The following is a 12,274-nucleotide window of genomic DNA, read 5'->3' on the forward strand; positions in this document are numbered from 1 at the left end:
CATTATGACTTTTTCATTATGACACAGATGAATGCGCGAAACCAAGCGGAAACCCGTATTTGAAACATAAATTTAAAATAACGGTTCTTTTGTCAGGCGCAGGATGTATCTGCATCAATTGACATTTGGTATAATTGGGCTACTTGAGAAAAGAAGGGTGAGGTATATGACTGAATTTCACGAATCCGGAAACACAAATGACCCCGCTGTCGATTTAGATGAGGAAACTTTATTTTTGGTTGCCCAGACTTTTAAGGCGCTGTCTGATCCGACCAGAATCAGAATTCTCCACTTGCTGTCACAGGGTGAGCACGCGGTAAATGATATCGCAGAAAAGCTGAATTTGCTGCAGTCTACTGTTTCTCATCAGCTGCGTTTTCTTAAAAATCTGCGCCTCGTCAAATCACGCAGAGAAGGAACATCCATCTATTATTCTCCTGAGGATGAACATGTGTTAGATGTGCTTCAGCAAATGATTCACCATACGCGGCACGATTAAAAAACATCCCTGCTTTTGAGACAGGGATGTCAGCCGTACTGACTGTTATTGGTTTGGTCTCTGCTCGTTTTTAAGACATAAAAAGAGAAGCCGCTGTAATAAACTGCGATGAAATAAAAGATACTGATGGTCAGCGGATCGGCCCCGACCGTTTGGCTGTATGCCTCCGGATGGGTAAAGTCCGCTGTGACCCGGTAAATTTCAATAACGCGATAAACAAATCTCGATAGGAATAACGTTAATAGAATAAGTTCAATCCACAGGTGAGTGCGAAAATACATTTTTCCGCGGCGTTCTTCAAAAGAAATGTTCCGTTTAGCAAACAGGACCAGAAGCCAGCCGCAAAAAGTGCCGAATATAAGATGGCCGTATAAAGCCGGGTGTGTGATGCTGAAAAACGCCAGAGCTGCGGCCAGCAATGAAAACAAAATCATTCTTGTATAAAGCCAGCGGGGTTTCAAAGGCTGAAAGCCGACGGACCGTTTCACCTTTTTATACAGAAAAAAGGCAATCATTAAGACAGGGCAGATGCTTTGAAGTGTGATATGCATGGTGTGGAACTCCCCCTCCGTTGAGTAGTGTATGCTTATCCGGCTGGTTTTAGTAGTGTGATTTATTCGCAGGCTGAAAGCATCTTTTATCACATTATGCACGTTTCTTTTTTTGGCATAAGAGAATCGCCCGCGCCTTTTTCAGGATTTAAACATAAAACTCTTGAAAAACTAACAGTATTAGTTATAATAAAACTAATGATATTAGTTTTAGGGGGATGTTGATGAGAATCTTACAATACGGAAGTGTTTGGCAGCTGACTTTTTTTCCAGCGCTTTTCCCGGTGAATTGTTATTTGGTTGAAGAAGAAGAAGGAGTAACCCTGATTGACGCCGGACTGCCTAACAGTCATAAAGGAATCAAACAAGCATTGCGGCAGCTTGATAAGCCGCTGAATGACATATTACTCACCCACGCGCACGGGGATCACATCGGTTCGCTTGACTCATTAGCTGCGGAATTTCCGGATGCTTCCGTCTGTATTTCTGAGCGGGATTCTTTCTTGCTGAAAGGTGACACTTCATTATTTGAGCATGAAGCACAAACGCCGATAAAGGGGGGAGTGCCGAAAAATGTTCAGACCGAACCTGATCGCCTGCTGAAAGGCGGCGAGCGGATCGGATCTTTACTTGTCATTCCCGCTCCCGGTCATACGCCGGGAAGCCTCGCTTTTAAAGATATGAGAAATGATATGCTGATCGTCGGAGATGCCTTTCAAGTACGGGGCGGCCTAGCTGTTTCAGGGAAGCTGAAATGGAAATTTCCGTTTCCGGCTTTTGCTACGTGGAATAAAGAAGAAGCTGTAAAAACAGCAAGAACGCTTATCGCTCATCAACCAAGCAGTCTGGCCGCCGGACATGGAAATGTTCTCTGCAATCCCGTTGAAATGATGGGTGAGGCTGCTGAGGAAGCCGAACGAAGCCTGCCGGGAGGCCGATCATAATGTCACCGAGAGTCGGAATGAGCCTTGACATGATATTGAGAGCCGCAGCAGGCATCGCTGACGAAAAAGGGCTGAATGAAGTGACGCTTGCGGCTGTTGCAAAGTCCTTAAACGTAAAACCGCCTTCCCTTTACAATTTTGTCAATGGCCTTCAAGGAATTAAAACAGAGCTGGCTGTCTCCGGTTTAACTATGTTATATGAAAGAATGGCGGCCTCTGCAGAAGGACTGACGGGCGAAACGGCTTTGCTCAGTCTTGCCGATGCCTATATCAATTTCGCCGAAGCCAATCCCGGATTATATGACGCAACATTTCAAAAGATAAAAGACGGCCGGATTGAGAATCTGTCAAGCCTGCTTGTAGAGCTTGTTGTCAGGCAGCTGACAGCTAACGGTTATGCACAGTCTGACACTGCGATTCATGCTGCGAGAGGACTGAGGAGCCTTCTTCACGGATTTGCCGTGTTGAGAAAACAGAGTGCATTTGAATTAACCGAATCAATTAAGGAAAGCCGGAAGTTTGCAGTTGTTGTTTTCCTAAGAGGTTTGCAGGAGAGGGAACAATAATATTATTATGTAAACTAAATAAAAGACGCATCATGTAAAAAGGAGGGACAAATGGATTCATTACAACATATCATTTGTGAGCGGCGCACCTATTCACATATTTTTGATTCTCATGCACACACATACTGCCAAATGCTCTTTCCGCTCGAAGGACAGCTGGACCTGGAGACAGAAAGACGTAAAATCAGATTAAAACCTGATCAGATGCTGTATATTCCGCCCGGGCATGAACATCGGTTCCGTTCTTTGGAGCGAAATGAATGTCTCGTTCTCGACATACCGGCATACTTTTTCAAAAGTTCCTTTGACTCCGGCATTCTGAATAAGCTTGATCCCTTTTGGACATCGATTCGGTTTCTGCTGACAGAAGAGACAAAGCAGCAGTCGGCTCATTCATTGAGTCTGCTTGCAGAATATATTGCTGAAAAGATACAAGAAAACCGTACGAATAATTCAATTGCGTATATCCGCCGAAATCTATCAAAGGCTTTTACAATTAAAGAGCTTGCCGCAATGGAACATTACCACCCGGCGTATTATTCCGACTGGTTTAAAAAGCAGACGGGGAAAAGCCCGCAAGCTTATATTGCTGAGCTCCGTATGAAGAAAGCGGAACAAATGCTTATTGAAACAAAATGCCGGCTGACAGACATCAGCCAGGAGGTCGGCTTTCAAAATTTGTCTTCCTTTACCAGATGGTTTGTCAGACATAAGGGAATAACGCCGCGCGTCTTCCGAAACACCTTTCAATCTGATAAATAATTCTGAAAATCGGTTAAATAAACTGCTTCTTTTTTTGGTATCATGATTGTAAAAAAGGAGTTTTTGATATGGCAGTCATCGAAGATTTTATTAAGCTTGATCTTAGAATAGGAACGGTCGTAAAAGCGGAAGTATTCCCGGAAGCAAAGGTGCCGGCCATTAAGATGACAATAGATTTCGGCGAAGAGATCGGCATGAAACAATCAAGCGCCCAGATTACAAAACGGTACGAACCGGGTGATCTGACGGGCAGACAGGTTACTGCTATTGTCAACTTTCCGCCGCGGCGGATCGCCGGATTTAAGTCAGAAGTTCTCGTTCTCGGCGGCATCCCGGAAAAAGGAGACGTTGTCCTGCTTACGCCAGAGCAGACAGTACCGAACGGAACGAAAATCGGATAATAAAAAAAGACGTTTGCAGAAGCAAACGTCTTTTGCGTATTGAGGCGATACACCACACGCCACATTCGTGTGTGCCGCAAGGGCATGTGCATCGGCTTACACAATTCAGCTCATCGCTATATCAATATAGCATGGCGGGTGCGGAAATGCAAGAGATTTTTTAATATATGTTATATCTGGCTTTGTTTTGCCGATCCCCGATCTTTCGTGTAAGGTTTTGTTTGAAATTTTATGATCTTGAATAGCAGTTCGACAAATGCAAAGAAAATCCCGGATGGAACGAGAAAGCCGTTTACTGGTCAAGAAATAAACCTTCCTTGGTTAAATAAAGAAAAGTATGGTGCCTTTGAGGTTAAGGGCAAGGTAAAAGCAAAGGGAAAAGTTAAAGACATAAGCCGCAGAGTGTATACTATGAAAGATATTGATATGAACCAAAAAACAGAATTTGGCGTAACAAATCTTCAGCTTATGAAAAACGGTAATGCTCCTTATGCAAAAGATGGCACACAGATTAATTTACATCACTTGATTCAAGAAGAACCTGGCCCAATGCTTGAAATCCCAAACAGTTTACATACAAAATATAGTGATGTTATTCATAAGCTTAAGACTGATGGTGAAAGTTTTAGAAATGATAAGGTTTTAAAAGCACAATATGAAAGCTTTCGAAAGAGATATTGGAAGTGGAGAGCGAAACAATTTGAGAATGAGAATTGAGGTGTTTAAATTAAATGATTTATTCAAAGGTTGAAAACTTTATTAATGAAAACAAGCAAAATGCTATATTCACAGAGGGTGCAAGCCATGAAAACATAACTCGCATTGAAGAAATCCTCCAATGCGAACTTCCTATTAGCTATAAATGGTTCTTAGAAAAATACGGTGCTGGTGGTTTATTCGGGGTTTTAGTTTTAGGCTATAACTTCGATCATGCGTCAGTTGCAGATAAAACCAAAGAATATAAACAACATTATGGACTTGCTGATGGTCTTGTTGTCATAGAAGATGTTGATTTCTTTGCTTACTGTCTAGATACGAATAAAATGAAAGACGGAGAATGCCCTGTAGTGGAATGGGATAGGATAATTGGCTATCAAGATATCGCTGCAGAAAGCTTTATCGAATTTTTTTATAATAAGATTCAGGAAGCGAAAGATGACTGGGAAGAAGATGAAGACTGGGACGATTAATAAAAGAAAGCTCTCTTTTAGAGAGCTTTTTTCAGATTTTCAATTTTTAACAGGCTTTATAATGAGCAAACAGGCATTACTCAAAATACTCGCCGCGCCTATCCAAAGCAGCCATTGTGTTGCGGTCAGCCATGAGGCAGTTATTATAAAGAGTCCAATGGCAATTGATATATAATTGCCGGCTCGGTCCAGTTTACGTTTGCGATAAATTTTATATTTGGCATGAGAAATAAATTGATCAATTTTATCTTTCAGCTCATAGCATTTTTCCTTCATCTTATCCTCTGTTTCTTTTACTTTTCGATAAAGCATATTATTCATCGTCTGCACTCTCATATCGCCGTTTTGAAAATTCAGCCATGATTTTTTCTTCATAGTCATCTGAGATGAATTGTGCCTGATCTTCAACTTTCAAATGTGCTTTTTCTTCAAAACCATCCTGTTCTTCACCATCAAAACGATAAAGTTTTTGCAATAGCCTCCAGAATGTTTCAATTTCATCAGTTGTGAAGTCATGAAACATATCCGCTAAAAAATAGGTGGATTTTTCTGAACAGGAAATTAACGCTTTTTTTCCTTCAGCGGTAATCTCAATATTGATTGCACGTTTATCCAGTTTGCTTGGCACGGTGTGAACATATCCTTTTTTCGCGAGGCTTGAAATTAATTTGTTAGCGGTTTGTTTTGTTGTGCCCAGCTTTTTAGCGATATTCATAAGTGTGGTATCTTCCGTCGGTAAATGGGCAATAGCAATAAGAGTCATGTGCTGTCGGGAAGTCAGCATTTCTAAGTATTCATCCCCCCGAGTCTGCACTTTATTGACAACCGAAAATAATGATGCGTAACTTTGCTGCATAACATGCAGTTCCTTCATTAATAATTTAATATCCATAAGTTATCTCCCATCTGAATTGTCACCATGTTGACAGTTACAATATACATCAGAAAGGGAAATAAGTCAACATGGTGACTAATAGGGACGGGTACAGGCAGTCGGAGTGTTTACAGAAGGGGAAATAAGTATAATAAATGCGAAAAGGGCGTTAATCTAAAGTGGGAAGGTGTTTGGCATGCAGAAAGTGAACTGGTCAGAACAGTATGAATGGTTCAATAAACAAGATGAAAAAGACGGGCGTTTAATGGCGCTCCTTCGTCATGAGCTTACATATGAGGAAGTCATACGGTTATATATGAAAGGGTTTTATTTGAAATCAAAAGAAGGGGATGTTTCGTTAAGTAAGAACGATATCCTTCGTATGTTTGGGATTGAAGAGAGGCAGGGCGGCAAATCTTAATGAACGGGAAGAGAAAAACTCTTCCCGCTTTTCATGGCAGCTGTTATTCTTTTTCCAGCATGGAAGTCAGCCATTCTCTTAATGTATTCTTCTGCACATACCGCTTTCCGTTTCTCGTGATATGCGGAATGTCAGAGGTGTCGGGCACGATTTGTTTTGCTTCTTCCTTCGTAACTCCTAAATAATAACCAATATAGAAGTGCAGATCTTTTTCTTTAATGAGAATGTGGTCAGTGTGTTCATGAGGATCAGGTGATTTAAAGTTTTTCAATCCGTCTCCGATGAAATATCCGGCTAAAGCGATTCCGATGCCGGTAATATATCCAAACCTCCAATAAACGTTATATTTTTTATATGGTGAAGCCGGCCGAAGGATTCAGCCTTCAGCAAAACCGCCGGGCGTTTATTGCGGACGGTTTTGATTGCTGAGCTTTTCCACCTGCACCTTTCCGGAGAAGAAAACAGCGCCTCCGCCCATATCCGCCAGCCGATCGGGCGTGAGCGAATTGACGAGCTGTTTTTTATCATCCATATCGGCCCAAAGACCTTGGCTGACTGCAACGCCGGGAAGCACCTGTTCGCCGACCGAAGCTGTTAATTCACACTCGCCGCGGTGATTCCAAACTCTAACGGTTTCCCCGTCTTCGATGTTCCGGCGTACAGCATCCTCTGTATGAATAAAAAGCTTTGGCGCTTTTTCCAGTTTTACGTGTTTTTCATTATTCGAAAATGTCGAATTTAAAAAATTATGATTCGGTCCCGGGACAAATAAAAGCGGAAAATCGTCATCGCTCTCAAGAGGGATATGTGTCGGCAGCGCGGGATACCCGTCCTGTTTCATCTTTTCCGAATATAATTCAATTCTTCCGCTCGGTGTCTTGAGCTTTCCCGGAAAAAGCGGTTTTTTCCGTTTGGCTTTCATGAAGGAATGGCGTGAGAGCGCTTCGTAATCAATATCCTCGATATACGGATTGTCGGGAAAGTCCAGCGCCTGTCTGATCAATTCTTCATCGGAATCCTGAAGCTCCTGCTCAGTAAATCCCATTGCTCCGGCAAGCAAACGGAACACTTCCGTATTCGATTTGCTGTCCCCGTAAGGTTCGATCACCGGTTTTTGCAGCTGAATAAAATGATGCCAGTAAGACGTGTAAAAATCCGTGTTTTCAAAAGCGGATGCAGCAGGGAGCACGATATCCGCATATTTGGAAGTTTCCGTTAAAAACAGATCGTGAACGACTGTAAATAAATCCTCCCGCAGCAGGCCTTTTCTGACTTTATTCGCTTCTGGCGCAACCACTGCGGGATTCGTACCGTAAATAAACAGGGAGCGCACGGGCGGTTTTGTTTCTAAAAGAACGCTTCCGAGCCTGTTCATATTAAATGATCGCGGCTTCCTGCCGTAAAGCAGATCAGGCCGCTGGAGCGCTTGTCTGTTATAGTTTAATACCGCGCTGTTGTGCTTGATTGCGCCTCCTCCGGTGTTGAGCCACTGTCCTGTAACAGCCGGGAGGCAGGCGACGGTGCGGACGATCATTCCGCCATTGTCATGGTGCTGAATGCCGTTTCCGATCCTGATAAGGGAAGGGGAGGTTTCTCCGTACATTCTCGCAAGGCGTCTGATATCGTCGGCTTTAACGCCTGTAATAGCAGAAACTGTTTCCGGATCATAGTGTTGAACATGCGCTTTTAATTCGTCACTGCCTTCGGTGTATTCTGTGAGAAATGCTTCATCGTGAAGGTTTTCGTCGAATAAGACATGCATGATACCGAGGGCGAGTGCGGCATCTGTGCCGGGCCGAATCGGAATAAACCAATCGGCAAGCCGGCCGGTTTGGTTCTTATGTACATCGATAACGACAATTTTAGCCCCTTTTTTCCGGGCTTTTTGGGCAATCATGACTTGGTGCATATTCGTGCTGACGGCATTGATCCCCCAAAAAATAAAGAGCTTAGCATGTATGGTCTCCTCCGGATCAGTACCCGCTCCTTCACCCATTGTATAGTTATAGCCTTCAGAACCGGCTTTGCTGCAGATCGTCCGTTCGAGATGACTCGCTCCGAGACGATGGAAAAAACGGCGGTCCATTCCCTCTGCCGCCAGTTTTCCCATATTGCCGTAAAAGCTGTACGGAAGAATGCTTTCCGCTCCTTCTTCGGCAATAAGCTCTTTCCAGCGCGAACTGATCGTATTGATTGCTTCCTCCCAGGAAATAGGCGCAAACGCGGCTTCACCTTTTTTACCGATCCTTTTTAACGGAACGGTTACGCGCTTCTCATCATAAATACGCTCAGCCATGTGTCTGACTTTGTTGCAAATATTCCCTGATGTGACCGGGTGATCGGGGTCTCCCTGAATGTTAACGATTTTTCCGTCTTTTTTTGTCACAAGCAAGCCGCATTGATCGGGACAGTCTAGTGAGCACACCGACTTAAAGACCCCGTTCGGCTGTGTTGCAGCAGAATTCATAGCCCATTTCTCCTCTTTGTTTATATTGTAAGTATTATAACATTTCAAAATCGAACGTCAATTCAGAAAAAAAGTGTTGACATCACGGAAAGACTTTTCTATGATGAGTTTATTCTTTTAAACAGCCTGACAATTTCATCATTTTATTTTCTATCCAGAGAGGTGGAGGGACTGGCCCTATGAAACCTCGGCAACATTTATTGTGCCAATTCCAGCAAGCGTATGCTTGAAAGATAGGAAAGAATGATCTATACATATTTGTGCGCTTCAAGCGCATAAAGACGGTATATGAATCTCTTTCCTTCTTTGGGGAAAGAGATTTTTTTATGAAAAAATTTATGTGAAAAGGATGTTTTGCACCATGACGGTTTTAATTACCGCGCCATATCACGACGAGGGGCTGAAGGAGCTGACTGAGCTGTTCGGCCGGACTGTGCACCGGCCGTGGAAGAAGCACGGCCGGGCCTATCGGGAAGATGAATTAATCCGAATGATTCAAGAGACAAACGCGTCGGGGCTTATTACTGAACTTGATGAGGTGTCTGAGCGTGTTATTGACATATTGCCCGATTCCGCTTTTATCGGTGTCTGCAGAGGAACGCCGTCTAATGTGAATATTGCGGCGGCGACTAAAAGAAAAATCCCCGTTTTCTTTACACCGGCCCGTAATGCCCAGGCTGTTGCTGAAATGTTTATAGGAAATGTGATTTCATTTTTGCGTCATACGTATTCTTCCCATCAGTGGTTGAAGGACGGGAAGTGGAATGGTGATTATTTGCAGGCTTACGTCAAATTCAGAGGAAATGAGCTGACGGGGAAAACAGTCGGCCTTATCGGTTTCGGAGCTGTCGGACAGAGAATCGCCCGGCTATTGGCCGCTTTTGACTGCAAGGTGCTTTACTATGACCCATTTGTCCGTCATGAAAACCGGGAGTATGAAAAAACGACGATTGAACGGGTATTTTCTGAAAGTGATATTGTTTCCGTTCACTTGCCGCGCACAGAAGAAACCATCGGCCTTATCGGCGCCCGGCACTTTCAATTGATGAAACAGGAAGCTGTTTTTGTCAATACGTCAAGAGCGGCGGTTACAGACAGGGAAGAGTTGCTGCGGGTGCTGAAAGAACGGCGGATTAAGGGAGCGATCCTTGACGTGTTTTATCACGAACCGCCTGAATCTTCTGATTATGAATTGATCTCTTTGCCGAATGTGTTAGCGACTCCCCATTTAGCTGGCGCAACATTTGAAGTGGAAGATCATCATGTGAAGATTTTAAATGAAGCGCTTTTCAAATGGAAACAAGATCAAACCTGCTCAATACGTGAACTTTATAAACAAAAGAGAACTTGAACCGGAAGGAGGAGGCTGTAATGGATGAACAAAAAGGCTACCTTGTATTTGACATCGGGACGGGGAATGCGCGAGTCGCGGTCGTGACTGCCGGCGGCGATGTGACCGCGCTTGAAAGGGAAGACATTGAATATGTGACGGATCCGCTTTATCCGGACGGACGATATTTCTCACCGGAAGAGTTATGGAAGCAAATCAGCGCTATGGCAAGGAAGGTTATTGGCAAAAGCCCTCATATTACATTAATCGGAATCACCTCAACAAGCCAGAGGCAGGGAATTGTTCTGATCAATAAAGATAAAAAGGCATTTCTCGGTCTGCCCAACATTGATAACAGAGGGCGTGAATGGGAAGACGGGATTGAGGCAAAAGAAGAAGTGCATCAGCAAACCGGACGTCTTCCGAGCGCTTTATTTTCCGCCATGAAACTTGTCGGATTAAAAGCTAGACAGCCGTCTTTATGGAAAGAAGTGAAGTACATCACAAGCATCAGTGACTGGGTGACATTTGAGCTGAGCGGTATTTTAAGCTATGAACCGTCACAGGCTGCTGAAACACTGCTGTTTGACGTAAGGAAAAAGGCGTGGTCAGAGACATTATGCAACATCTTCGGTGTGCCTTCTGCCATTCTTCCTTCACTCGTCCGATCTGGGACGGTTGTCGGAATGTTAACGTTTAAGAAAACGGCGGTTCTCGGTCTTTCTGAAAGAGTGCCTGTGATTGCAGGCGGGGGAGACACACAGCTTGCCATCAAAAGTGCAGATGCAAAGCCGGGAGATATCGTCATCGTATCCGGCACGACGACGCCGATTATAAAGATAACAGCTGAGACCGGAACCGAAAGTTTAAAGAATGCATGGCTGAATTGCCATACAGAAGAAGGTCAATGGCTCCTTGAAACGAATCCGGGTGTAACAGGACTCAATTATCAAAAATTAAAATCCATTTTTTATCCGAATGAATCCTACGGCGTCATGGAACGGGAAATCGCAAGTCTGCCGAAACATGATCATGCTTGTATTTCTGCGTTAGGCTCCTATTTATCGCCAGAGAAAAACGCACTGGCAAAAGGCGGATTTATTTTTGACGCCCCGCTGTCCCAAAACTTAAGCAGAGCCCATTTTGTCAAAGCCGCACTGCTGGAAATCGCTTTTTCAATCAAATGGAACTATGAGGCGTTAACAGAGGTGGCTTCCTTTTCACAAGATTATGTGAAGGTGTGCGGCGGCGGTTTCCAAAGTGATGCTTTGACGCAGTTTCTTGCTAACCTTCTCCAAAAGAAAATCTATAAGAGAGAGGGGTTCAGCCAGGCATCCGCAATGGGAGCGGCGATGATTTGCAACGAAGCTCTCGGTGTGAAAGCAGAGCTTTCGAGCCGCACAAAGGTAATTGAGCCGGAAGCGGATCAGACGGATCTCTTCCTATATGAAGAATGGAAATATACGCAAAAATTATTTACTCATTTTCAGCCGGCGGTGAAAGCCTGACTTGGGGATGAGATGACAACATGAAAGATTGCTGAGGAGGAACAAAAATGCTTAATAAGATAGGGATTCCGAAACAGCTCGCCTGGGGATTTTTAGGGGTCGTGCTGTTTATGATGGGGGACGGCCTTGAACAAGGCTGGCTCAGCCCGTTTTTAGTTGAAAACGGCTTGACGGTACAGCAATCAGCATCCCTGTTTACGGTTTACGGTATTTCTTCCGATGCATATGGCGCAGCACGGCATTTCTACAAATGTATGGCTTCAAATTTGGGGAACGATCTTTCTCGGAAATATCGTCTTTAACTTAATCTTCGGCGCAGTCGGTGATGCCTTCGGCTGGAAAAAGACTGTCATGTGGTTCGGAGGAGTAGGCTGCGGCATTTTTACTCTTTTATTATATTATGCTCCTGTTGTATCACATGGGAACTTGCTTTTCGTCAGCATTGTCGGTTTTATATGGGGAGGGCTCCTCGCCGGGTTCGTTCCGATCGGGGCTATCGTGCCGACGGCGGCCGGCAGCGATAAAGGTGCTGCCATGTCTGTGTTAAATCTGGCTGCGGGCCTGTCGGCATTTGTCGGCCCCGCGCTTGCCTGGGCGTTCATCGGGCTTGTCGGCGCACAAGGCGTTGTATGGATTTTCGCAGCGCTCTATTTCGTAAGTGCAATCTTGACAAATCAAATCAAAATGCCTGAAGAGAAAACGGCAAAACACAATAAAGCATTGCCTGAATACGCTTCTTAACAGCAGCGCCCCGAAAATTC

At 44.2% G+C, this 12,274-nt stretch carries 14 protein-coding genes, 2 pseudogenes and 1 riboswitch; of the genes and pseudogenes, 11 read left to right on the top strand and 5 right to left on the bottom strand.

Going from position 1 to position 12,274, the window contains the following annotated elements:
- The first annotated feature begins 166 nt into the window (after nucleotides 1-166).
- Nucleotides 167-499: a Zn(II)-responsive metalloregulatory transcriptional repressor CzrA gene (gene czrA / locus OQ477_RS04830; RefSeq protein ID WP_007407993.1), complete on the top strand. Its 333-nt coding sequence runs from the start codon at nucleotides 167-169 to the stop codon at nucleotides 497-499.
- A 29-nt stretch (nucleotides 500-528) separates the two neighbouring features.
- On the opposite strand, the gene OQ477_RS04835 is transcribed toward czrA, so the two are convergent.
- A complete protein-coding gene (locus OQ477_RS04835) occupies nucleotides 529-1,050 on the bottom strand; it encodes a hypothetical protein (protein ID WP_007407994.1) in 522 nt (173 codons plus the stop codon).
- A gap of 224 nt (nucleotides 1,051-1,274) precedes the next feature.
- On the opposite strand from OQ477_RS04835, the gene OQ477_RS04840 reads away from it, so the two are divergent.
- The 6 genes and pseudogenes from OQ477_RS04840 to OQ477_RS04865 all read left to right on the top strand — a co-directional run bounded on the left by OQ477_RS04840 (nucleotide 1,275) and on the right by OQ477_RS04865 (nucleotide 4,913).
- Nucleotides 1,275-1,994 (top strand): MBL fold metallo-hydrolase, encoded by a 720-nt coding sequence (locus OQ477_RS04840; protein ID WP_265971585.1) that lies wholly within the window; start codon nucleotides 1,275-1,277, stop codon nucleotides 1,992-1,994.
- Complete coding sequence (locus tag OQ477_RS04845) at nucleotides 1,994-2,560, top strand: TetR/AcrR family transcriptional regulator (RefSeq protein WP_265971586.1); 567 nt, start codon at nucleotides 1,994-1,996, stop codon at nucleotides 2,558-2,560. Before OQ477_RS04840 ends, OQ477_RS04845 begins: the two co-directional genes overlap by 1 nt.
- Nucleotides 2,561-2,611: 51 nt before the next feature.
- The gene (locus tag OQ477_RS04850; RefSeq protein ID WP_032873446.1) at nucleotides 2,612-3,322 is read left to right on the top strand and encodes an AraC family transcriptional regulator; all 711 of its coding nucleotides are present in this window, start codon (nucleotides 2,612-2,614) and stop codon (nucleotides 3,320-3,322) included.
- A gap of 68 nt (nucleotides 3,323-3,390) precedes the next feature.
- Nucleotides 3,391-3,723, top strand: coding sequence for a chaperone CsaA (gene csaA, locus OQ477_RS04855; RefSeq protein WP_007611940.1), 333 nt, complete (start codon nucleotides 3,391-3,393; stop codon nucleotides 3,721-3,723).
- A gap of 240 nt (nucleotides 3,724-3,963) precedes the next feature.
- Nucleotides 3,964-4,440 (top strand): annotated as a pseudogene (locus OQ477_RS04860) (HNH/ENDO VII family nuclease); the annotation flags it as partial.
- 14 nt (nucleotides 4,441-4,454) lie between these two features.
- On the top strand, nucleotides 4,455-4,913 hold the full coding sequence (locus OQ477_RS04865) for an SMI1/KNR4 family protein (protein ID WP_014418100.1): 459 nt from the start codon (nucleotides 4,455-4,457) through the stop codon (nucleotides 4,911-4,913).
- A 39-nt stretch (nucleotides 4,914-4,952) separates the two neighbouring features.
- On the opposite strand, the gene OQ477_RS04870 is transcribed toward OQ477_RS04865, so the two are convergent.
- Both OQ477_RS04870 and OQ477_RS04875 read right to left on the bottom strand, forming a co-directional pair.
- Complete coding sequence (locus tag OQ477_RS04870) at nucleotides 4,953-5,234, bottom strand: hypothetical protein (protein ID WP_265971591.1); 282 nt, start codon at nucleotides 5,232-5,234, stop codon at nucleotides 4,953-4,955.
- On the bottom strand, nucleotides 5,227-5,805 hold the full coding sequence (locus OQ477_RS04875; RefSeq protein ID WP_265971592.1) for a MarR family winged helix-turn-helix transcriptional regulator: 579 nt from the start codon (nucleotides 5,803-5,805) through the stop codon (nucleotides 5,227-5,229). Before OQ477_RS04875 ends, OQ477_RS04870 begins: the two co-directional genes overlap by 8 nt.
- Before the next feature lie 178 nt (nucleotides 5,806-5,983).
- Here OQ477_RS04875 and OQ477_RS04880 point away from each other — a divergent pair, with 178 nt between their 5' ends.
- Complete coding sequence (locus OQ477_RS04880) at nucleotides 5,984-6,208, top strand: hypothetical protein (RefSeq protein WP_265971593.1); 225 nt, start codon at nucleotides 5,984-5,986, stop codon at nucleotides 6,206-6,208.
- A gap of 43 nt (nucleotides 6,209-6,251) precedes the next feature.
- Here OQ477_RS04880 and OQ477_RS04885 read toward each other — a convergent pair whose 3' ends face one another.
- Together OQ477_RS04885 and OQ477_RS04890 are read right to left on the bottom strand one after the other, a co-directional pair.
- Nucleotides 6,252-6,479: a hypothetical protein gene (locus tag OQ477_RS04885; RefSeq protein WP_045555079.1), complete on the bottom strand. Its 228-nt coding sequence runs from the start codon at nucleotides 6,477-6,479 to the stop codon at nucleotides 6,252-6,254.
- Nucleotides 6,480-6,611: 132 nt separating this feature from the next.
- Nucleotides 6,612-8,675, bottom strand: coding sequence for a molybdopterin oxidoreductase family protein (locus OQ477_RS04890; RefSeq protein ID WP_265971594.1), 2,064 nt, complete (start codon nucleotides 8,673-8,675; stop codon nucleotides 6,612-6,614).
- Between the two features lie 147 nt (nucleotides 8,676-8,822).
- Nucleotides 8,823-8,915, top strand: a riboswitch (SAM riboswitch).
- A 121-nt stretch (nucleotides 8,916-9,036) separates the two neighbouring features.
- Between OQ477_RS04890 and OQ477_RS04895 the strand changes: the two genes are divergently transcribed.
- The 3 genes and pseudogenes from OQ477_RS04895 to OQ477_RS04905 all read left to right on the top strand — a co-directional run bounded on the left by OQ477_RS04895 (nucleotide 9,037) and on the right by OQ477_RS04905 (nucleotide 12,254).
- Nucleotides 9,037-10,026 carry a 2-hydroxyacid dehydrogenase gene (locus tag OQ477_RS04895; protein ID WP_265971595.1) on the top strand — a complete coding sequence of 330 codons (990 nt, stop codon included), beginning with the start codon at nucleotides 9,037-9,039 and terminating at the stop codon, nucleotides 10,024-10,026.
- A gap of 20 nt (nucleotides 10,027-10,046) precedes the next feature.
- Nucleotides 10,047-11,513 (top strand): FGGY-family carbohydrate kinase, encoded by a 1,467-nt coding sequence (locus OQ477_RS04900; protein ID WP_265971596.1) that lies wholly within the window; start codon nucleotides 10,047-10,049, stop codon nucleotides 11,511-11,513.
- A 47-nt stretch (nucleotides 11,514-11,560) separates the two neighbouring features.
- Nucleotides 11,561-12,254 (top strand): annotated as a pseudogene (locus tag OQ477_RS04905) (MFS transporter).
- The last annotated feature ends 20 nt before the right edge of the window (nucleotides 12,255-12,274 follow it).

Source organism: Bacillus sp. ChL18, assembly GCF_026241425.1.
GTDB lineage: Bacteria > Bacillota > Bacilli > Bacillales > Bacillaceae > Bacillus > Bacillus velezensis.

Coding starts and splice junctions, on each gene's coding strand:
- czrA (WP_007407993.1), top strand. CDS start 167: ATGACTGAATTTCACGAATCCGGAAACACAAATGACCCCGCTGTCGAT.
- OQ477_RS04835 (WP_007407994.1), bottom strand. CDS start 1,050: ATGCATATCACACTTCAAAGCATCTGCCCTGTCTTAATGATTGCCTTT.
- OQ477_RS04840 (WP_265971585.1), top strand. CDS start 1,275: ATGAGAATCTTACAATACGGAAGTGTTTGGCAGCTGACTTTTTTTCCA.
- OQ477_RS04845 (WP_265971586.1), top strand. CDS start 1,994: ATGTCACCGAGAGTCGGAATGAGCCTTGACATGATATTGAGAGCCGCA.
- OQ477_RS04850 (WP_032873446.1), top strand. CDS start 2,612: ATGGATTCATTACAACATATCATTTGTGAGCGGCGCACCTATTCACAT.
- csaA (WP_007611940.1), top strand. CDS start 3,391: ATGGCAGTCATCGAAGATTTTATTAAGCTTGATCTTAGAATAGGAACG.
- OQ477_RS04865 (WP_014418100.1), top strand. CDS start 4,455: ATGATTTATTCAAAGGTTGAAAACTTTATTAATGAAAACAAGCAAAAT.
- OQ477_RS04870 (WP_265971591.1), bottom strand. CDS start 5,234: ATGAATAATATGCTTTATCGAAAAGTAAAAGAAACAGAGGATAAGATG.
- OQ477_RS04875 (WP_265971592.1), bottom strand. CDS start 5,805: ATGGATATTAAATTATTAATGAAGGAACTGCATGTTATGCAGCAAAGT.
- OQ477_RS04880 (WP_265971593.1), top strand. CDS start 5,984: ATGCAGAAAGTGAACTGGTCAGAACAGTATGAATGGTTCAATAAACAA.
- OQ477_RS04890 (WP_265971594.1), bottom strand. CDS start 8,675: ATGAATTCTGCTGCAACACAGCCGAACGGGGTCTTTAAGTCGGTGTGC.
- OQ477_RS04895 (WP_265971595.1), top strand. CDS start 9,037: ATGACGGTTTTAATTACCGCGCCATATCACGACGAGGGGCTGAAGGAG.
- OQ477_RS04900 (WP_265971596.1), top strand. CDS start 10,047: ATGGATGAACAAAAAGGCTACCTTGTATTTGACATCGGGACGGGGAAT.